The 19362-nt window shown below is 69.7% G+C and carries 17 protein-coding genes; 1 reads left to right on the top strand and 16 read right to left on the bottom strand.

Going from position 1 to position 19362, the window contains the following annotated elements; all coding sequences use genetic code 11:
* Position 1: 1 nt before the first annotated feature.
* The 8 genes from DTA15_RS08140 to DTA15_RS08105 all read right to left on the bottom strand — a co-directional run bounded on the left by DTA15_RS08140 (position 2) and on the right by DTA15_RS08105 (position 8642).
* Positions 2-328, bottom strand: coding sequence for an antibiotic biosynthesis monooxygenase family protein (locus DTA15_RS08140; RefSeq protein WP_006484329.1), 327 nt, complete (start codon positions 326-328; stop codon positions 2-4).
* A gap of 63 nt (positions 329-391) precedes the next feature.
* Positions 392-1378 carry a YkgJ family cysteine cluster protein gene (locus tag DTA15_RS08135; RefSeq protein WP_006484318.1) on the bottom strand — a complete coding sequence of 329 codons (987 nt, stop codon included), beginning with the start codon at positions 1376-1378 and terminating at the stop codon, positions 392-394.
* Positions 1372-2184 carry a MetQ/NlpA family lipoprotein gene (locus DTA15_RS08130; protein ID WP_006484322.1) on the bottom strand — a complete coding sequence of 271 codons (813 nt, stop codon included), beginning with the start codon at positions 2182-2184 and terminating at the stop codon, positions 1372-1374. Before DTA15_RS08130 ends, DTA15_RS08135 begins: the two co-directional genes overlap by 7 nt.
* On the bottom strand, positions 2181-3230 hold the full coding sequence (locus tag DTA15_RS08125; RefSeq protein ID WP_006484326.1) for a formylglycine-generating enzyme family protein: 1050 nt from the start codon (positions 3228-3230) through the stop codon (positions 2181-2183). Before DTA15_RS08125 ends, DTA15_RS08130 begins: the two co-directional genes overlap by 4 nt.
* A 16-nt stretch (positions 3231-3246) precedes the next feature.
* Complete coding sequence (locus DTA15_RS08120) at positions 3247-5217, bottom strand: arylsulfatase (RefSeq protein WP_006484325.1); 1971 nt, start codon at positions 5215-5217, stop codon at positions 3247-3249.
* Between the two features lie 136 nt (positions 5218-5353).
* Entirely contained in the window at positions 5354-6073 is a 720-nt protein-coding gene (locus DTA15_RS08115; protein WP_006484321.1) for an SDR family oxidoreductase, read from the bottom strand.
* A gap of 161 nt (positions 6074-6234) precedes the next feature.
* A complete protein-coding gene (locus tag DTA15_RS08110; RefSeq protein ID WP_006484317.1) occupies positions 6235-7542 on the bottom strand; it encodes an MFS transporter in 1308 nt (435 codons plus the stop codon).
* A 170-nt stretch (positions 7543-7712) separates the two neighbouring features.
* Positions 7713-8642, bottom strand: coding sequence for a LysR family transcriptional regulator (locus DTA15_RS08105; RefSeq protein ID WP_006484328.1), 930 nt, complete (start codon positions 8640-8642; stop codon positions 7713-7715).
* A 136-nt stretch (positions 8643-8778) separates the two neighbouring features.
* Between DTA15_RS08105 and DTA15_RS08100 the strand changes: the two genes are divergently transcribed.
* On the top strand, positions 8779-9798 hold the full coding sequence (locus tag DTA15_RS08100) for a zinc-dependent alcohol dehydrogenase family protein (protein ID WP_006484330.1): 1020 nt from the start codon (positions 8779-8781) through the stop codon (positions 9796-9798).
* A 64-nt stretch (positions 9799-9862) separates the two neighbouring features.
* On the opposite strand, the gene DTA15_RS08095 is transcribed toward DTA15_RS08100, so the two are convergent.
* The 8 genes from DTA15_RS08095 to DTA15_RS08060 form a co-directional block, all read right to left on the bottom strand.
* On the bottom strand, positions 9863-12178 hold the full coding sequence (locus DTA15_RS08095) for a TonB-dependent receptor (RefSeq protein WP_006484324.1): 2316 nt from the start codon (positions 12176-12178) through the stop codon (positions 9863-9865).
* Between the two features lie 197 nt (positions 12179-12375).
* Positions 12376-13593 carry an MFS transporter gene (locus DTA15_RS08090; RefSeq protein ID WP_006484327.1) on the bottom strand — a complete coding sequence of 406 codons (1218 nt, stop codon included), beginning with the start codon at positions 13591-13593 and terminating at the stop codon, positions 12376-12378.
* The gene (locus DTA15_RS08085; RefSeq protein WP_006484337.1) at positions 13590-14654 is read right to left on the bottom strand and encodes an ABC transporter substrate-binding protein; all 1065 of its coding nucleotides are present in this window, start codon (positions 14652-14654) and stop codon (positions 13590-13592) included. Before DTA15_RS08085 ends, DTA15_RS08090 begins: the two co-directional genes overlap by 4 nt.
* A gap of 35 nt (positions 14655-14689) precedes the next feature.
* The gene (locus DTA15_RS08080; protein ID WP_006484323.1) at positions 14690-15100 is read right to left on the bottom strand and encodes an ExbD/TolR family protein; all 411 of its coding nucleotides are present in this window, start codon (positions 15098-15100) and stop codon (positions 14690-14692) included.
* Complete coding sequence (locus DTA15_RS08075) at positions 15100-15816, bottom strand: MotA/TolQ/ExbB proton channel family protein (protein ID WP_006484339.1); 717 nt, start codon at positions 15814-15816, stop codon at positions 15100-15102. Before DTA15_RS08075 ends, DTA15_RS08080 begins: the two co-directional genes overlap by 1 nt.
* Before the next feature lie 41 nt (positions 15817-15857).
* Complete coding sequence (locus tag DTA15_RS08070) at positions 15858-16673, bottom strand: energy transducer TonB (RefSeq protein ID WP_012493125.1); 816 nt, start codon at positions 16671-16673, stop codon at positions 15858-15860.
* 33 nt (positions 16674-16706) lie between these two features.
* A complete protein-coding gene (locus DTA15_RS08065; protein ID WP_006482991.1) occupies positions 16707-17753 on the bottom strand; it encodes an ABC transporter substrate-binding protein in 1047 nt (348 codons plus the stop codon).
* A 50-nt stretch (positions 17754-17803) separates the two neighbouring features.
* Complete coding sequence (locus tag DTA15_RS08060) at positions 17804-18976, bottom strand: LLM class flavin-dependent oxidoreductase (protein ID WP_006482993.1); 1173 nt, start codon at positions 18974-18976, stop codon at positions 17804-17806.
* Between the last annotated feature and the right edge of the window lie 386 nt (positions 18977-19362).

Raw genomic sequence — 19362 nt, 5'->3', positions numbered from 1 at the left:
GTTACGCTGACGCCCCTGCATGCGGCGGCGTCAGCTTGCCGTCGCCATACTCGCGAAGCACCTGCGAAATCACGACGCGATACCCGTCCAGCCAGCGCGCCTGCTTCGCCTTGGCTTCGAGATGCGCGGGATGCTGGATCAACTGCCGCAGCGCCGCCTCGGATTCCCAGTAGTAGACGTTCTGAATCAGGCCCGCCTCCGCGTTCTCCCACGTTTCCTCGCCGAGATAGCCCGGCGTCGCACGCGCCATGTCGGCGATCTGCCGGTCGAGTCGGTGGAATTCGTCGTCGTACTGCCCGGCACGAAAAATGAAGGTCGACGCGTACATGCCGCTCCATCCGAACGAGTGAAAGAGCGCCAAGTGTAAGGCACGCGCGGCGTGCCGCGATCGTCACGCGGCGAGCGGATCGGCGTCGACGCGATCGTCGAGCCATGCGTCGATGCGTGGCGCATCGTCACGCGTTCCAACCGCGGATGCGGGCATGGCCGCGAGCGCCCGTCGCGCCCGTTCCAGCGCCTGCGCGAAGCCGCGCAATTCGTGCGTCGCGGGCCGGTCGGCCGCCTGCCGGCGCACGAGCGCCGCTTCGATGTTCGCGCCGATCAACGCGAGCTGGGCGTCGATGAAGTCGATGCACAGCGCGCGGCAATGCGCGGAAACCGGCGCGACGGCCAGCAGGACCGGCACGATCGACACGGTCAGGTAGCCGCCCGGCGCAAGCCGCGACAGCGCATGACGCACGTCCTGCCCGCCATCGGTCAACGACGCGAACACGGCGTCGCGCCACACCGCGCGCTCGAACACGAGCGCAGCGCGATGCGCGTCGAGCGCCGCACGGTCCGCGACCTGTCCGGCCGTCACCAGCGGAATCGAGAACACCGATTCATCGGCAGACCGCACGTGCCCCGCTTCGACGATGCAGTTCGCGCCCAGCCACGCCGCATCGTCGCGCCGCGCCGCGAGCACGCGGGCCTGCAACCGGTCGGGCAGCGCCGGATCGAGCGGCACCGCGCGGCAGATCGACGGCTTGTTCGCGTGCACGCCGCAGCGGCCGTCGTCGGCGAGCGCCGCGCAGCGGCCCAGCGACGGATAGTCGTAGCCTTGCAGCGTCAGCGCGAGCCATTCGCCGTTCATGCCGCCGCCGCGATGGAACAGCCGGTCCGCCAGCGCATCGGCGGCCGCGACGTCGTCCGCATCGAGCGTCTGCTCGCGCCCGCCTGCCTGCCAGCGTTCGCCCGTTCGCCGCTTCGGCACGCGGCGGAGCGTCAATGCGCCGACGAAGCAATGCCGATGCCGGAACAGTTCGCGCAACGACAGCGTCGGCGCGCTGTTGCAGCAGCGTCCGCACGCGTTGCACGCGAGCTGGTAGGTGTCTACCACGGCCGCCGCACCGAATCCTGGTAGCGCGTGAGGATGAAGCGCGCGACGTCGTCCGAGTGATACGCGGCGACGAGCTGTGCGACCCACGGCTTCGCGCGATCGGCGTCGCGCACCGTCAGCACGTTCGCATACGGCGAGCGCGCATCCTCCAGGCTGATGCTGTCGCGCGCGGGCTGCAGCCCGAAGCGGGCCGCGTCGTCGCTGTCGATCGCGACGAACGCGGCCGTGTCGAGCGCCGCGTAAAGGCGGTCGCGGCGCAGCGCGACGAATTTCAGCCCGAGCCGGTTGCCGGTGACGTCGCGCAGCGTCGCATGCAGGCCGGCTTTTTCGCGCAGCGTGACCAGCGTGTCGTTCTGCAGCAGCACGAGCGCGCGCGCCATCCCGCGCCGATCGGCGGGGAGCGCGACCGTCGCGCCGGGTTGCAGTTCGTTCAGGTTCTTCAGCTTGCGCGAATAGAACGCCATCGGCAGCGTGACGGTCGGCGCGACTTCGGTCAGCGCGACGCGCTGGCGTGCGCGAGTCGCGGCCAGCTGTTGCGCATCCTCGAAACTGGCCGCGTCGATCCGCCCGTCGGCCAGCGCCGTGTCGATGCGCGACGCATCGTCGAATTCGACGACGTCGACACCGAGCCCGCGCGCGGCAGCCACCCGCTTCACTTCGTCGAGGATCTGCGCATGCACGCCGCGCGTGACGCCGACGCGCACGGCCGGTGCAGTGGCGTCGGCAGCCATCGCCGCACCATGATGCGCGATGCCGCATGCCGCCAGCAGCCACGCCGACACGAATCGCCCGATGCCCGCCGTCATGACGCGTCCCTCAGGATCGTGCGAAACCCGATATGCGACGCGCCGAGATCGGCTTCCTGCTGTTCGCGCGACGATGCGCGATAGCGCACGCAGTAATCGCGCGAGCACAGGAACGAACCGCCCTTGATGACCATCGGCGTATCGTGCCGGCGCGTCGGCGGTGCGACGGCCGCCGTGTCGCCGTTCGTGTGCGATTGATGCGGGCCCGTGTACGCGTCCTTCGTCCATTCCCACGCATTGCCGATCATGTCGTAAAGATGGAAGCCGTTCGCCGCATAGCAGCCGACGGGCGCCAATCCGGCGTGGCCATCCTCGGCCGAGTCGAGCACCGGAAACGCGCCCTGCCAGTAGTTCGCGGCCGGCTTGCCGTTCGCATCGCGCGGCGCCGCATCGAGCGATGCGTCGTCGCGGCCGGCCTTGCCCGCGTATTCCCATTCGGCCTCGGTCGGCAAATCGCGGCCAAGCCAGTGCGCATACGCGAGCGCATCGCGCTGCGTGACGAGCGTCACCGGCAGGTTGCCGAGCCCCGTCACGTCGCTGCCGGGCCCGCGCGGATGCCGCCACGACGCGCCCTTCACCCACGACCACCATGCGAGGTCGCGCGCGTTCATCTCGTCGCGCGTCGGCACATGAAACACCGCCGCGCCGCCCTGCTGCTCGGCCTCGGTCACATAGCCGGTGGCCTGCACGAACGCGGCGAACTGCGCGATCGTCACGTCGGTCTGGTCGATCCAGAAGCCGCCGACGCGCGTGCGGCCGTCGCCGACCGGACGCTCGTCCGCATAGCCGCGCGTGCTGCCGAACACGAACGCGCCGCCGCGCAGGTGCACCATCCCGGCCTTCGGATCGTCGCGCCATTTCGACGGCAGCCCCGAATAGCGTTCGCACTCGCGCTCCGAACCGAGCGGCGCAAGCGCGCGGCCGCGATTCAGGTCGTCGAACGCGCCGCCTGCCGGCGCCGCCGGGTTCGCATAGCCGGCCGCGAACGCGGCGGCGAACAGCGTGGCGGCCAGCGCCGCGCCGATCGTCCAGAAGCGGAACCGCATCGTGTCGCTCCCGCGCTCAATAGTAGCCGCGCGGACGCAACGGCTCGACGCCGCCGACGTTGCTCATGTAGGCCTTCCACTGGTCGACGAGCGTGCCGATCACCGACGGATTCTGCGCGGACACGTCGGTCGTCTCGCCGCGATCCGACGCGAGGTCGTACAGCTGCCAGTGGCCGTCGAGCGGGCCGAGCGGCGGCTCGGTCCACAGCGCCTTCCAGCGGCCGTCGGCGCTGCGCAGATACGCGCGGCCGTACGCTTCGTCGCCAAACGGCGTCGTGTGCACTTCGCCCGTCGCCGAACCGGTGAGCACCGGCAGCAGCGACTGGCCCGTGACCGGATACACGTAGCGGTTGTTGTAGACGACCTTGCCCTTGTTCTGGTCGACGCCCGTCAGCGTGTTGACGAGCGGCGGCGCCGGCTGCGACGGCGGCGTGACGCCCGCGACCGCGAGGAACGTCGCCGTGTTGTCGGTCACGTGCGTGAACGCGCGCAGCGTCGGCAGCGGCTGCGACTGGCCCGGCAGGTGCACGATCGTCGGCGTCGACACGCCGCCTTCGCCCGAATAGCCCTTCGTGAGCCGGAACGGCGCCGCGCTCACTTCCGCCCAGCGCAGCCCGTACTGCAGGCGCTGCGCATTCTGCTTGCCGTTGTCAGTACCCAGCGCCGAATAGGTCGGCTCCTGTGCGTTCGCGGTGTCGGTCGCGGTCGGGTCGGCGCCGGAATCGATCGGCCAGCCTTCCGCGCCGTTGTCCGACTGGAACATGATGAACGTGTTGTCGTATTCGCCGATGTCCTTCAGGTGCTGGATCAGCAGGCCGATGTTGTAGTCGAGGTTCTCGACCATCCCCGCGTAGATCTCCATGTAGCGCGCCTGCGCCTTGCGCTCGGCCGGCGACAAGCTCGACCACAGCTTGTCGACCTTGCCGGGGCCGTAGTCGCCGTAGCCGTCCGCGGCCGAATGCACCGCGTTGATGTACTTCGCGCCGGCCGTGCCGTTGTTCGCGGTCGCGGGCGAGGCGACCGTCGTCTCGGGCAGCCCGTCGAACGGCTTGAAATCGGCCGGAATCAGGCCGAGCGCCTTCTGCCGCGCGATCCGCGCGTTGCGGATCGCATCGTAGCCGGCGTCGTACACGCCCGCATATTTGTGCAGCCACGGATCGGGCACCTGCAGCGGCCAGTGCGGCGACGTGTAGGCCGCGTACGCGAAGAACGGCTTGCCGTCCTGCTTGTTCGCATCGATGTACGAGATCAGCTTCTGCGTATAGAAATCGGTCGAATAGAACACGGCCGGGCTGCCGCCCGCGCCGCCCGGCTGCCCGGGCTGGCCCGGCTGCACGTAGCGGCCGTCTTCCGTGTAGTTCGACGAGCCGGCCGGCTCGTGCGCGAAGTGGTTCGTCGCCGCGCCGCCGAGCAGCACGTAGCTGCGCTCGAAGCCCCACTGGTCGGGCGTCTGCCCGCTGCCCGTCGTACTGCCGACGATGCCCGAGCCGATGTGCCACTTGCCCGCGATGTACGTGTGATAGCCGGCGTCCTTCAGCAGTTGCGCGAACGACAGCGCGCGATCGTTCAGGTAGCCCTCGTAGCCGGGCAGCCCGCGCCGTTCGTCGGTCGGCACGCCCATCGTGCCTTCGCCGACGAGATGGTGATCGGTGCCCGATACCAGCATCGCGCGCGTGATCGCGCAGACGGTGCCCGTGTGGTGGTTCGACAGGATGCGGCCCGATGCGACGAGCGCGTCGAGGTTCGGCGTGTTGATCTCGCCGCCGAACGCATGGATGTCGGAGTAGCCGAGATCGTCGGCCATGATGTACAGGATGTTCGGGCGCTTCGCGGCCTGGGTCGGGGTGGGCGCTGGCGTGGCGCCGGCCTGCGACGGCGGCGCATCGCTGTCGACGCCGCCGCACGATGCGAGCGACACCGCGCCGGCAATCGCGGCGCAGACGACACGGAAACGAAAGGCATGCAACGGCGAAGCGGACTTTTTCATTCTTGTTGACGCTCGATCTACGGGAGCGGCGATCTTAGCGTCGCCCGCGCAGCGCCCAAAGTCGGATTCGTCACATGCTAACGGGGTGGGGGAATATGCGACGCGTATCGTCCGCCACGCGTCGCGCCGCCGTGCATCAACTGCGCCCGCCGAGGCTGCCGCCGCCGTCCACCGCCAGCACCTGCCCGGTGACGAAACCGGCTTCGTCGGACAGGAAGAACGCGGTTGCGGCCGCGACGTCGTCGGCCGTGCCGAGCCGGCGCGCGGGAATCGTCGCGAGCACCTTGCGCTCGGCTTCGCTGCCGACCGGCCGCGTCTGGCGGAACAGCTCGGTCTCGATCGGGCCGGGCGCCACCGCGTTGACGGTCACGCCGTGCTCGGCGAGTTCGAGCGCCCACGTGCGCGTGCAGCCGACCAGCGCGTTCTTCGCGGCGGAATACGCGGTGCGGTCGAGGCTGCCGAAAATCGCGCGGCTGCAGATGTTGACGATGCGCCCGTGGCCGCGCGCCTTCATCGCATCCGCAAAGTGCTGCGTGACCTGGATCGCGGCCCGCACGTTGAGATCGAACACGGTCTGCAGCGACTGGAAATCGATCTTCCCGAGCGGTTGCGGCAACACGATGCCCGCGTTGTTGACGATGCCGTCGACATGGTGGCGTTCGCCGATCCGCGCGAGCGTCGCGGCGGTCTGCTCGATATCGGCGAGATCGCACGCGAGCAATTCGCCGGGGAAGTCGATGCCCTGCGCGTGCCGCGCGAGACCGACGACGCGATGGCCGCGTCGGGCGAGCGTGGTGCTGATCGCGAGGCCGATGCCGCGTGATGCGCCGGTGACGAGATAAGTGCGGGATGACATAGGCGTGCCCTTGGGAAGGAATCCGGAGGAAATGGCGCAACGCGCCTTGTGGTCACCCGGCGCGCGCGTGCTCCGCCCGATTGTGCCGCAGCGATGAGAAACGCGTACGGTCGATGCCTTCTCGTCGCGTTCGATGCGTCACCCTCACACTCGCCAGTCGCTCACCCCACCCGCCCCGCCACGACCGGCATTACGCGCCGCGACGCGATCCGCAACGCGAGCACACCACCCGCCAGCAACGCGGCCGCGACGAGCAGCAGCGCGAGATCGTACGAATGCGTGACGTCCTTGATCCGCCCCATCACCGGCGGCAGCGCGAGCCCCGCGATGTTCGCGACCGCGTTGATCAGCGCGATCGACGCGGCCGCCGTGAGGCCCGACACGTACTCGGTCGTCACGGCCCAGAACACCGGCGTCGCGGCCCAGTTGAAGCCGACCGCGAGCACCAGCAGCGCATACGCGACGGGCAGCACCGGCGTATAGATCGCCGCGATCAGCAACGCACCGGCCAGCAGCATCGGCACGCCGAGATGCAGCGCGCGTTCGCCGCCGAGATCCGAATGCCGGCCGTTCAGGTACATCGCGACGCACGCGAACAGGAACGGCAGCGCGGACAGGCTGCCGACCGCGAAGCTCGACTGTCCCGACAGACTCTTCACGAGCAGCGGCAGAAACAGCGTGAGGCCGATCGTGCCGAACGCCTGCAGCAACCAGAACGCGGCGAGCGCCCACACCTTGCCGTCGCCGAACGCACGCCGCAATGCGACGCCGTGCGACAGATGTTCGCGCGGCGCGGCGTCGCGCAGCGTCGCTTCGAGCCACGCGCGTTCGTCGGCCGGCAGCCAGCGCGCGTGCGCGGGCGTGTCCGGCAGGCGGCGCAGCACGACGAACCCGAGCAGCAACGCGGGCACGCCTTCGAGCAGGAACAGCCAGCGCCAGCCTTCGACGCCGAGCACGCCGTTCAGGTTCAGCAGCGCGCCGGACAGCGGCAGCCCGATCACCGACGCGAGCGTCGCGCCGATATAGAAGAACGACATCGCCCGCGCCCGGTCGCTCTGCGGATACCACGCGGACAGGTAGTAGATGATGCCTGGCGTGAAGCCGGCTTCGGCCGCGCCGAGCAGCAGCCGCATCGCATAGAGCTGCCCCGGCGTCTGCACCGCGCTCATCGCGGCCGCGACGATGCCCCACGTGATCATGATCCGCGCGATCCAGCGACGCGCGCCGACCCGCGCGAGGAACAGGTTGCTCGGCACCTCGAACAGGATGTAGGTCACGTAGAACAGCCCCGCGCCGAGCCCGTACATTTCGGCGCTGAGGCCGAGGTCGGCGTTCATCTGCAGCGCCGCGACCGAGATGTTCGAGCGGTCGATATACGCGACGAGGTACAGCAGCATCAGGAACGGAATCAGGCGCAGGTTCAGGCGCCGCATCGTCGCGGCGTGCAACTGCGGGGCGGTGGCGGTCATCGGCATGTCTCCTGGATCGTCTCGCGTGAGGCGCGGCGTCATGCAGGCCAGTCTAGGAGCCGCGTGAAATTCGCGTCAATTACCGGGACGTCTTCTCGATATGTGAGACGCGAGCGGGCGCGATGCGCAGCCAGCCGGGTTGTCGCGTCGTCGTCGGAACAGCGTCGCCGTCACGTACGCTCGCCGCTCGCGTCGTCGGACGCCAGCATGTGCGGAATCTCGTCGACCAGCGCATCGACGACGACCCGCACCTTCGACGGCACGTGGCGCGCCGCCGGCCGCACCGCGAACACTTCGGCGCCCGACACGCTGTCGCTGTCCATCACGAGCGCGAGGCGGCCGTCGCGCACGTACGGCGCCATCAGCCAGCACGGCAGCCACGCGAGGCCCGCGCCGGCGGCGGCCGCGTCGGCGATCGCCTGCAGGTCGTCGAACCGCAGGCGGCCGGCCGCGCGATGGTCGTGCACCGCGCCATCCGCGCCGATGATCCGCCACGGTGTCGGCTGTCCGCCGCGCGAATACGCGATGCCGACGTGCGACGCGAGTGCCTCGAGCCCCGACGGCCGGCCATGACGCGCGAGATAGTCGGGCGATGCGCAGATGCCCATGCGTTGCACGCCCAGCTTGCGGCCGACCAGCGCGCTCGTATCGGCCAGCTCGCCGATGCGCACGGCCAGGTCGAAACCGTCGTTGACGAGGTCGGCCACGCGATCGCTGAACGACATGTCGATTTCGAGCCGCGGATGGCGCTCGACGAGCCGCCGCACGACGGGCGCCACGCACTGCCGCCCGAACAGCACGGGCACGCTGATGCGCACGCGCCCGGCCGGCTCGCGGCGGCCCGCGTCGAGCGCGGCTTCCGTCTCGCCCAGTTCGGCCAGCAGCCGCCGGCACTGCTCGTAATAGACGAACCCTTCGTCGGTCAGGCCGAGCTGGCGCGTCGTGCGCTGCAGCAGCCGCGCGCCGAGCCGGAGTTCGAGCCGCGCGACGATCTTCGCGACGGCCGAGCGCGTCATGCCGAGGCGCAGCGCCGCCGCCGCGAAGCTACCCGATTCCACCACGTCGACAAATTCGGCGACGCCTCTGAGCCGTTCGTCCATGCCGTTCCGCTCCGCTCCAATGAAATGCGATGACGGGGTTGTGTCCATGACGGCAACAATCGTTGGCCAAATTCTCGCCAATGCGTCCACCCGCGCGACACTATGATAGTCCGGACTATCTCGAAAAGGAGTCGACATGCATGCATGGCAAATCAAACCGGGCGACGGCCTGGCCGGGCTCCGGCGCGTCGACGCGGCAGCGCGCCCGGTCGGGCCGACCGACGTCGTCGTGAAGATCCACTCGGCCGCGCTGAACTATCGCGACCTGATGTTCGCGCGCGGCGACTATCTGGGTATCGGCAAGGAAGCGCTGATCCCCGTCGCCGACGGCGCCGGCGAAGTCGTCGAAACCGGCCGCGACGTCACGCGCTTCAAGCCGGGCGACCGCGTGATCAACACCTACTTCCCGCGCTGGATCGACGGGCCGCCGACGCCGCAGAAAGTCGCGGGGTCGCCCGGCGCGCAATTCGACGGCGTGCTCGCCGAACGCTTCGTGTCCGACGAAACCGCGCTGGTCGCGATTCCCGCGCATCTCGACTACGACGAAGCGGCGACGCTGTCGTGCGCGGGCATCACCGCATGGAACGCGCTGTTCGTCGACGGCGGACTGGAGCCGGGCGCGACCGTCGTGCTGCTCGGCACCGGCGGTGTGTCGATCGTCGCACTGCAGCTTGCGCAGGCCGCCGGGTTGCGCACGATCGTCACGTCGTCGAGCGACGCGAAGCTCGAACGCGCGCGTGCACTCGGTGCGGACGCAACGATCAACTATCGCGCGACGCCGGAATGGCAGCACGAGGTGCTGCGGCTCACCGACGGCGCCGGCGCGGATCTGGTCGTCGAGGTCGGCGGCCGCGATACGCTGCCGCGCTCGGTCGCCGCGACGAAAATCGGCGGCATCGTGTCGGTGATCGGCGGCCTCAGCAGCTTCGGCGGGCCGGAACTCGGGCTGCTGTCGCTGATCGGCGGCTTCCGGCGGTTGCACGGTTTCATGGTCGGCAGCCGCGCGATGCTCGACGACGTCGTGCGGCTCGTCGACGCGAAACGGATCAAGCCGGTGGTCGATCGGGTGTTCGGCTTCGACGAAGCGCCACAGGCGTATGCGCACCTGCAATCGGGGCAGCACTTCGGCAAGGTGGTGATTCGCGTCGCCTCGTGACGCGCGCGTGGAGCGCCCGCCGCGGGCCGGCGCTCCACGCGCCGGCCCGCGGCAGACATCGCCGTCAGATCTTCGCGGTCAGCGTGATCCCGACCGTGCGCGGATCGCCATACAGCACCGGATACGCGCCATACGACGGCAACAACTCGAGTTTCTTGTAGACCTTGTTCGTCAGGTTCGTCACGTAGCCGGTCACGATGTACTTCTGGTTCGGCGTCGTGTACGACACATGCGCGTTCAGCACCGTATAGCCGCCCTGCCAGAGCTGCGGCATCGTCTGCCGCGTCGCGCTGAAGTACTCGCGGCTGCGGTAGTTCACGTCGCCGCCCGCCGTCAGCGTGCCGAACGACACCGGCACGCGATAGTCGACGCCCGCGTTCAGCGTCGTATGCGGCGAACGCGCGAACGAGTTGCCGACGGCCGTCGGCACGTTGCGGAATTCCGTGTAGCGCGTGTTCAGCATCCCGAGGTTCGCGAACAGGTACAGGCTGTTGACCGGCTGCGCCTTCAGCTCCAGCTCGAAACCGTCCGCGCGCCCCTGCCCGGCATTCGACAGCGTCGACACCGGCGGGCCGCCGAACGGGTTCGGCGCCAGCGCGAACACCTGGATGTCGCGATAGTCGTAGTGGAACACGCTCGCGTTGACGATCAGCCGCTTGTCGAACCATTCGCTCTTGATGCCGACTTCGTAATCGCTCAGGTACTCCGGCGACACGGTCGACACCGTGCTCTGCGTATACGCGTTGCCGTTGTAGCCGCCCGAGCGGAAGCCGCGCGCATAGCGGAAATACGCGCGCACATTGCTGCTGAGCGCATATTCGGGCGTGAGGTCCCAGGTCGGTGCGCGCCAGGTGTTGGTCTGGTGCTGTTGCGCGCTGACCGCGAGCGGCGACGATACCGACGACGGCGACCACCAGCTGTTCGGATCGCTGAACGTCACGTTGCCCGTATCCTGCAGCCCGGTCAGGTTGATGGTCTTGCGCTCGATCGTGTAACGCAGCCCGCCCGTCACGTTGAAGCGGTCGGTGAACCGGTACTTGACGCTGCCGAAGATCGCCGCGCTCTGCGTGTGCTGCGTGAGGTCGGTCAGATGGTAGTACGCGGGCGACGGCGAGCCCGGCAGCCCGCCGCCGGCGCCCTGCTCGGCCAGTTGCTCGGTGAACAGGTGCGTGCCGACGATCCAGCTCAGCCGGTCGTTCTGCGGCGATTCGAGCCGGAATTCCTGCGAAAACTGCCGGCTCGACAGGCGATCGTGCGAGCGCGCCGCATCGACCGGCGAATAGTCCTCGTCGTCCTGGTACCAGCGGTGCAGCCCCTCGAACGCGGTGATCGACGTCAGCGATACGGCCGGGTTGATGCGCCAGTGCGCGGTCAGCGACGTACCCCACGTCGAGATGTGATCGCTCGACGGCGCGTTGAGCGACACCGTATACGGATCGCTCGACCCGACGAAGCCGAACTGGTTCGTGCCGCCGCGTCCCGCGCCTTCCGCGTGCCATGCGTTGCCGCCGCCCGTATAGTTGCGGCCGTGGATGTTGAACAGGAAATCGGTATCCGACGTCGGCACGGCGAGCACCTGGAAGCGCACCGCGTTGTCGTGGAAGCCGCCGAAGCGCCCTTGCTGCACCGTGTTCGTGTAGAAGCTGTCGGCATTCTCGTGATACACCGACACGCGCGCGGCCAGCACGTCGTTCTTGCCGATCGGCCCGCCGATCGCCGCTTCCGCGAGCCGGCTGTTGTACTGGCCGAGCCCGATTTTTCCGTAGCCGCTCACGTCGAACGTCGGTTTCTGCGACGTGATGCTGAGCGCGCCGCCGACCGTATTCTTGCCCCACAGCGTGCCTTGCGGCCCGCGCAGCACTTCGATGTGGTCGAGGTCGAACAGCGGAAAGCCCTGCCCGAACACGCTGTTGATATAGACGTCGTCGAAGTACACGCCGATCGGGCTCAGCGACAGGTCCGACGGATCGTTGCTGCCCACGCCGCGCAGGAACCAGCGCGGCCGCTCACGGCCTTCGGTCGATTGCCCGGTGAAGTTCGGCACGTACTTCGTCACGTCGTTGATCACGCGCAGTTCGTTGTTCCTGATCGCATCGCCGCTCAGCGCGGTGACCGCGACCGGTACGTCCTGGATGCTTTCCTTGCGCCGGCGCGCCGTCACGGTCACCGTGCCGAGGTTCGTTTCGCGTGCGGCCGCGCCGCGGTTCGCACGCACCGCCTTCGGCGCGGCCGCGGCGGCATCGTCCGATGCCTGTTGCGCCGGCTGCGCGTCCGGCGCGCCCGCCGTCGCCGCGCCGTCCTCTGCCCACGCGGGCAACGACACGGCGCCGCCCGTCAACAGTCCCCCCAGCGCGGTGACGATTAGTTTTTTCCTGAACATCGATGAGTCATCCTGTTTGATCGGTTGAACGCACGTGCGTGCGCGACGCACGGGTTCTCTCATGCAATTCGGATGCCAGCGTCGACATGCCCGTCGCATGGGGCTTGCAGCGGGCATGCCGCGCCGGTGTTGCTGCATGCGCATCTGTGAACGACGTCAAACTGCTGGTCACGCAACACCGGCCGACGCCGAAATCGTCAGGACAGCTTCGCAGGTGCCGGCTGCGTTGCGTCGCGACGTCCATGCGCGAACCGCAGTGCAAGCGCGCCCAGCACGACGACAGGCAGCCAGCACAGAAACACCGCCCGCAGCCCGACGAGTGGCGCGAGCGCGCCGCCGATCAGCGGACCGCAGAACGCGCCGGTCATCGACGCGAGGTTGTAGAGGCTCGACACCTGGCTCTTGTCGGCCGGATGACGGCCGAGATGCTGCATGTTCACGAGATGCAGCAGCGACGACCCGGCGCACAGCGCGGCGAGACCCGCGCCGACGGTCCATGCGTCGCGCCCGAGGCCGAGCGCGAGCAGCCCGGCCACGCCGCCCGCGACGCTCAGTGCATGGCAACGACGTTCCGTCATTCGCTGCGCGACGTGCCCGAGCCCGAACAGCGCGAGCACCGCGACGACGCCCTGCAACGTCAGCAGCGCGACGGCATGCGTCTGCGCGAGGCCGAGCGACTGGATCGCGAGCACGACCGTATAGGTGCCGACGAGTGCGCGCGTCGCGCTGTTCACCGCTTCCGCGACGAGTTGCTCGCGGATGTCGCGGCGCCATGCGAGCGCGAGCAACGTACGCAGGCTGCCGGTTCCGGTTCGATCACCACGCGGCGGCGGCGGTGCATCGCCGAGCAACGCGCGGCTGAACAACGCCATGCCGGCGAAACTCGCCGATGCCGCGCAGAACGTCGCGACCGCACCGTGTGTGCCGATCAGCCAGCTCGCCAGCCACGGCCCCGCCATCCCCGTTCCGACCGACATCGCCGCGCGATACCAGCCCGCGCGGGCCAGGCCGATCTGCGCGAGACGCGCGAGAAACACCCCGTTGATCGACACGATCCGGAACGGAATGCACAGCCCGATCAGCCCCTGCGTGAGTGCGATCAGCGGCCATGCGCCGGTGAACGGCACGACGAGATTGAGCAGCATCGGCCCCATGCTCGCGGCGAAGTACACGCGCCGTGCACCGTAGCGCGCGACCAGCAGCCCGGCCGGCAATGTCATCAGCGCGATGCCGAGCGGCTCCATCGCGGCGATGATGCCGAGCCGTGCGTCGTCGACGCCGAGCGCCAGCGCATACAGCGTCGTCGCGAGCTGCGCCATGCTGATCGTCGTGCCGCTCGCGAGCGCGAGCAGCATGAAGCCGCCGGTGAAGCGCTCGCGCCGCCATGCGTCGGCGACGCGTGCCGGCGTGCTCACCGCGACAGCGTCGCGATGCCGTCGAGCGCGCGCCGGTCGATCCATACGCGCACGTCGAAGTCGGCGGGCAGGAACCGCCAGTCGACCAGGAAGCGCTTGAAATCGTCGAGCGCGGCGATCGACGCTTCGTCGAGATCCGTGCGCAGCCGCCGGTGGACGTCCGCGCCGTATGCGAGCCGCAGCCAGTCGTGGCCCGAGCCCGTCTCGCGGCCGAGATAGCCGAGCACTTCGTGCTCGTGCTCGCGGGCCCACCCTTCGACGTCGGTCACGCGTGCGAGAAAGCGGCTGACGATATCGGGGTGGCGCTCCAGCGTCGACGCATTGACGGTCAGCGGGCGCGGCGAGCCGTTGTTGATGCGGATCTGCGGATCGGGATGAAAGCCGATGTCGATCACCGGCTGCGCGCCGATCAGGTGCGCGGTTTCGAGCCCGAGCGAACCTTTCACGTAGATCGCATCGACGTCGCCGCGCACCAGCGCGGCGGCCTCGGCCGCATAGAGCCGCCGGCTCGACAGGCTCGCGGGGTGGCTGAATGCCGCGTCGCGGGTCGCGGGCGTCGACACCGGCGCGCGCAGGTTCGAGGCCGGTACGTCGACCCAGTCGACGTCGCCGGGGCCGAGCCCGTCGAGCGACAACGCGCTGACGAAACCGCGCAGCGCCGCCGCGCGGAAGATGTCGATCCGCTCGCCGTCGCGGCGCGGCAGGCCGATGCGGCGCCCGCGCAGATCCTTCGGTCGCGCGAGGCCGGCTTCCGGCAACGCGACGATCGCCTGCGCCTCGTCGACCCAGGTCAGCGCGATCACGCGCGTGTCGGCGCCGGACGCGCGTGCCCACAGCGCCGGAATGCTGCCGCCCTGGCGGAACGCGTTGTCGAGCGAATGGTCGACGTGCGCGTGATGCAGTGCCGCGTGCTGGCTTTCCTGCAGCGCGCGCACGGTGATGCCGTCGCCGGCGAATTCGTGATCCAGCCAGCCGAGATGGGCGGCGATGCCGAGCGGTGTCGGCACCGGACAGCGCGTGTACCAGATCGACTGGACGTTGTGTGAAGCCGTGGTGCTCATGAATGCGTTCGCAGAAAGGAGTCGTGAAGGGCGCGTCAGCCGCGCGGCGCGGTGAGCACCGACAGTCGCGTGATGCCCGCGTGCTCGATCGCCGCCATCAGCTTCGCGACGGTGCCGTACGGCACGTGCTCGTCGGCCTGCAGGTCGAGCGCGACGTCGGGCCGGCCGGCCTTCAGCGCGGCCAGCTCGGCCGGCACCGTGTCGAGCGCGACCGCGCGCTTGTCGAGATACACGACGCCCTTGCCGTCGACGCTCACGGTGACGTTCGGCTTGCGGTCGGCCGGCGCGGTGGCGACGGTGTTCGGCAGATTCACGTGCACCGCGTTGTTCAGCAGCGGCGCGGTGACGATGAACGCGACCAGCAGCACGAGCATCACGTCGACGAGCGGCGTGATGTTGATTTCGCTGAGCACGTCATCGTTGTCGGAGGAGGACGAGAAGGCCATTATGCGAACGCCTCCTGGCGGGTGTCGTCGGAACGGCGCGCCGGGGCGGCCGCGGGCGCGGCGGCCGGCACGCGGAAGCCGGCCTTCTGCGCGAGCGTGACGAAGTCGGTCGCGAACGCGTCGAGATCGGCCGACGCAGCCTTCACGCGGCGCACGAAGAAGTTGTACGCGAGCACGGCCGGCACCGCGACCGCGATGCCGATCCCGGTCGCGACGAGCGCTTCGCCGATCGGACCGGCCACGACGTCGATGCTCGCCGACGCACTGTGCGTGATCGCGGTCAGCGCATGGATGATGCCGAACACCGTACCGAACAGCCCGACGAACGGCGCGGTGCTGCCGATCGACGCGAGCACCGCGAGCCCCGCTTCCTCGCGCCGGCGCGCGTTGTGGATCTGCTGGCGCAGATGGCGTTCGAGCAGGTCGTGACGGCTCCAGCTGTGTTCGAGATCGTGCGCGCTGCTCTCGTCGGCGCGCCGCAGCGCGTCGAAGCCCGTCGCGGCGAGCTGGCCCACCGGGCTGTTCGCGCCGTCGAGCGCGGCCGCGTCGTGGAAGCTGTTCGCGGCCCAGAATGCGCTGACGTAGCGCCGGTTGCGCGCGCTCGAACGCAGGCTCTGGATCGCCTTCACGACGATCAGCGTCCACGTGACGACGGAGAAGACGACGAGCAGCCAGAGCGCGCCCTGGACGATGAAGGTGGTCGGAATACCGTTCATGATGTGAGTTCCTTGAAAAATGTGGCGGGCGGCCCGGCGGGTCAGCCCAGCTTGAAATCGATCGGCACGTTGACCCAGCCGTCGACCGCTTCGTCGCCGCGCTTCGCGGGCACGAAGGTCCAGCGCTTCACGGCGGCCACCGCCGCGCTGTCGAGCATGCGGCGGCCGCTGCTCGTGCGGACCTCGACCGAATCCGGCGTGCCGTTCGCGAGCACGTGCACGCGCAGCACGACGCGCCCTTCCCAGCCCTGGTCCTGCGCGAACGCCGGATAGTCGGGCGCCGGGTTGCGCAGGTACGCCGCGTCGCCGATCGGCGCGGTTTCGCGCACCGGCGCGGCGGGTGCGGGCGCAGGTGCCTGAACCGGGGCGGCGGGCGCGGCGACGGCCGGGGTTGCCGGCGTTGCCGGCGCGGGTGCGGCTTCGCGCGTCGCCTGCGGCGTGGCAGCCGGCGCCGGATGCGCGACGGCCGCGCGCGGCTTCAGCGGGATTGGCGCCTGCTTCGGCGGTTTCGGCGGCACGACCGGCGGCGGCGGATGCGCGGCCTGCGGCAGCGGTTCGGGCGGCCGCGTCAATTCGACCGTCATCGGCAACGGCCGGGGCGGCTGCGCGGGCGGTGCGGCAGGCACGCGCGCGGCCAGCAGCGCAACGCCCGCATGCAGTGCCGCGACAGCCAGCGCGATCGCGGCCGCGCCGCGCCATCCGTTCGCCTGCGCCGGTCGCGTGCCCGCCTGCGCGGACGGCACGACCGACAGCGGTCGCGCCCGGGTCGCCGCCGTCACGCTCACCGTGCGCGGCGCGGCACGCGCCGCATGCCGGCGTGCGGGCGGCACGCCGTATTCGATCGTCAGCCCTGTCATGTTCGACTCCTTGCAATGACGCGCCGCGGCGCGCTACGCGACCCACGCATGGCGGTGCCGGTCGATCTGCGTGAACGGCGCCGGATCGATCCACGCGCGCGCGTCGAAATCGTGTTCGAGAAAGCCCCACTCGACGAGAAAATCCTTGAACGCGACCAGCCCGTCGATCGACGTCGGCGCGAGCCCGGTCTCGAGATGGCGGTGCACGTCCGCGCCATACGCGTAGCGCACCCACTCGTCGGATGCGCGCGTTTCGCGGCCGATATAGGCGACCGTCTCCGCCGGATGGCGCGCGGCCCAGTCGCCCGCGCCGACCACGACCGACAGGAAGCGGCTCACGAGATCGGGGCGCGCGTCGATCAGCGCGCGATCGACGGTCAGCGTGCGGGGCGTGCCGTTGCCGATCCGCACCAGCGGATCGGGATGGGCGCCGAGATCGATGACGACCTGCGCGTCGATCAGATGCACGGTTTCCAGCCCGGCCACGCCCTTCACGAACACCGCGTCGACGTCACCGCGCACGAGCGCCGCGATTTCGAGTCCGTATTCGTGCGGCCCGCGCGTGAACGACGCAGGCCCGGTGCGGCGCTCGTGTGTATCGGGCAGATCGACCCATTCGGCGTCGCCGTGGCCGAGCCCTTCCAGTTCGAGCGCGCTCAGGAAACCCTTCAGCGCGGCCGCGCGCCAGAAGTCGATGCTGATCGGATGGCGCGGCAAGCCGAGCCGCCGCCCGCGCAGGTCGCGCGCGGTGCGAATGCCGCGCTCGGGCAGCGTGACAATCGCCTGGAATTCGTTGGTCCACGACAGGCCGATCACGCGTGTATCGGCGCCGCGTGCCCGCGCCCACAGCGCGGGAATGTTGCCGCCCTGCCGAAACGAGTGCGGCAGGCTGTGATCGAAGTGCGATTCGCGCTTGTCGGCGTCGGCCGTCTCCTGCAGCGAATGCAGCGCGATGCCGTCCGGCCCGAACTCCTCGTCGAACCAGCCGCGATGCACGGCGATGCCGAGCGCGGTCGGCACCGGGCAGCGCGTGTACCAGAGTGCGTCGCAAGCCGTGGCCTGCGCAGCGAGTGTCGTCATGGTGAGTATCCTTGTCGTTGTCGTGGATGCGTCGCGGCGGGTCGCCGCGCTCAGGCGCCGGCCACGCGCAGCGCTGCCTGCGTGCCGCGCGCGTTCAGCGCGCCGTCGACGAGCGGCAACACTTCCTCGCCCACGCGGTATGCCTCTTCGAGATGCGGGTTGCTCGCGAGGATGAACGTCGATACGCCGATCTCGACGTATTCCGCGAGCCGTTCGGCCACCTGCTCGTGGCTGCCGACGATCACGCAGCCGGGGCCGCCGCGAATCTGCGACATCCCGGCCCACAGGTTCGGGCCGACGATCAGGTCGTCGAAGTGCTGCGTGTTGCCCTGGTGCAAGGCGAACTGGCGTTTCGCGCCGACCGACTCCGACGCTTCGCCGCGCCCGCCGAATCCGTTGCGCGTCGTGTCGCCCACCGTCGCGAACATCTGCCGCAGCTCGGCCCACGCCTGCTCCTCGGTCTCGCGCGCCAGGATGTCGATGCGCATGCCGAAGCGCAGGTCGCGCTCGGCGTTCTGCCGGTCGAGCGCGCGACGGGCCGCATCGATCACTTCCTTCTGTTTCGCGAGCGGCTCGCCCCAGCTCAGGTGCACGTCGCCGTGCTTCGCGGCGACCGCGAGCGCCGCGTCGCTCGCGCCGGCCAGATAGATCCGCGGCGGCTTCTGGCCGCTCAGCGGCGGCAGCAGCCCGCCCGCCTCGACGCGATAGAAGCGGCCGTCGAACGTGAACGGCGCGCCGGCCGCGACGCCCTTCACGACGTCGAGGAATTCGTCGGTACGCGCATAGCGGCTGTCGTGATCGATGAAATCGCCGTACGCGCGCTGGTCAGGGCCGCCGCCACCCGTGACGACGTTCCACTCGACGCGGCCGCGGCTGATTCGCTGCAGGCTCGCGGCCATTTGCGCCGCATAGACCGGATGCACGAAATGCGGTTGCAGCGCGATCAGCAGGCGCAGCCGGCGCGTCTCGCGCGCCAGCGCGGCCGCCACGACCCACGGCTCCTCGGTGAAACGGAAGATCGGAATCAGCGCGCCGTGGAAACCGGCGATGTCGGCCGCACGCGCGACCTGCGACAGATAGTCGATGTAGCCGAACGCGTCGTCGTCGACTTTCGGCGCGACACGCGACGCGCGCTGGCGATTCCATTCGCCGCGCGTATGCAGATCGTGTGCGCGCCGGCCGTCGCCGTGCATCGGCAGGCGCCACAGAAATTCAACAGCCATCGGGATTCTCCTTGTCGGCCCGTTCGGATTGCGTGCGGCACCGGCGTGCCGCGCGTATGCAGCGCTGTAAAGCACGCGGTGTGCCAACGGGCTCGCCGCGCCGCGCGCGGGGCCGCCGATGAACGCGCGCCGCGCCTTGCGGGCCGGGCGTAGGCGGCGATCGAATCACGTGCGCCGATTGCCGCCGAACCCGTCGCGACACGCACACGCGCCGCTGCTGCATCCGCCGCACCGGTGCTGCGCGCGCAACAGCGCCCGACGCGACTGTTGCTCACGCAACAGCCCGCTCGCCGGCCGCCGTGCCGCGCATCGCCCGCCAGGCCCGCGCCGCCGGTCATACGGCCGCTTCCGTTCACTGGCCCGGAACTTGCAACGTGGAACGGCCC

The sequence above is a fragment of the Burkholderia cenocepacia genome, from assembly GCF_900446215.1.
Taxonomy (GTDB): Bacteria; Pseudomonadota; Gammaproteobacteria; order Burkholderiales; family Burkholderiaceae; genus Burkholderia; species Burkholderia cenocepacia.
This window is presented reverse-complemented; position numbering and strand designations above follow the sequence as displayed.

Bases quoted from the DNA above. Each gene is read 5' to 3' on its own strand.
- DTA15_RS08140 (WP_006484329.1), bottom strand. From the start codon at position 328: ATGTACGCGTCGACCTTCATTTTTCGTGCCGGGCAGTACGACGACGAA.
- DTA15_RS08130 (WP_006484322.1), bottom strand. From the start codon at position 2,184: ATGACGGCGGGCATCGGGCGATTCGTGTCGGCGTGGCTGCTGGCGGCA.
- DTA15_RS08125 (WP_006484326.1), bottom strand. From the start codon at position 3,230: ATGCGGTTCCGCTTCTGGACGATCGGCGCGGCGCTGGCCGCCACGCTG.
- DTA15_RS08120 (WP_006484325.1), bottom strand. From the start codon at position 5,217: ATGAAAAAGTCCGCTTCGCCGTTGCATGCCTTTCGTTTCCGTGTCGTC.
- DTA15_RS08115 (WP_006484321.1), bottom strand. From the start codon at position 6,073: ATGTCATCCCGCACTTATCTCGTCACCGGCGCATCACGCGGCATCGGC.
- DTA15_RS08110 (WP_006484317.1), bottom strand. From the start codon at position 7,542: ATGACCGCCACCGCCCCGCAGTTGCACGCCGCGACGATGCGGCGCCTG.
- DTA15_RS08105 (WP_006484328.1), bottom strand. From the start codon at position 8,642: ATGGACGAACGGCTCAGAGGCGTCGCCGAATTTGTCGACGTGGTGGAA.
- DTA15_RS08100 (WP_006484330.1), top strand. From the start codon at position 8,779: ATGCATGCATGGCAAATCAAACCGGGCGACGGCCTGGCCGGGCTCCGG.
- DTA15_RS08095 (WP_006484324.1), bottom strand. From the start codon at position 12,178: ATGTTCAGGAAAAAACTAATCGTCACCGCGCTGGGGGGACTGTTGACG.
- DTA15_RS08085 (WP_006484337.1), bottom strand. From the start codon at position 14,654: ATGAGCACCACGGCTTCACACAACGTCCAGTCGATCTGGTACACGCGC.
- DTA15_RS08080 (WP_006484323.1), bottom strand. From the start codon at position 15,100: ATGGCCTTCTCGTCCTCCTCCGACAACGATGACGTGCTCAGCGAAATC.
- DTA15_RS08075 (WP_006484339.1), bottom strand. From the start codon at position 15,816: ATGAACGGTATTCCGACCACCTTCATCGTCCAGGGCGCGCTCTGGCTG.
- DTA15_RS08070 (WP_012493125.1), bottom strand. From the start codon at position 16,673: ATGACAGGGCTGACGATCGAATACGGCGTGCCGCCCGCACGCCGGCAT.
- DTA15_RS08065 (WP_006482991.1), bottom strand. From the start codon at position 17,753: ATGACGACACTCGCTGCGCAGGCCACGGCTTGCGACGCACTCTGGTAC.
- DTA15_RS08060 (WP_006482993.1), bottom strand. From the start codon at position 18,976: ATGGCTGTTGAATTTCTGTGGCGCCTGCCGATGCACGGCGACGGCCGG.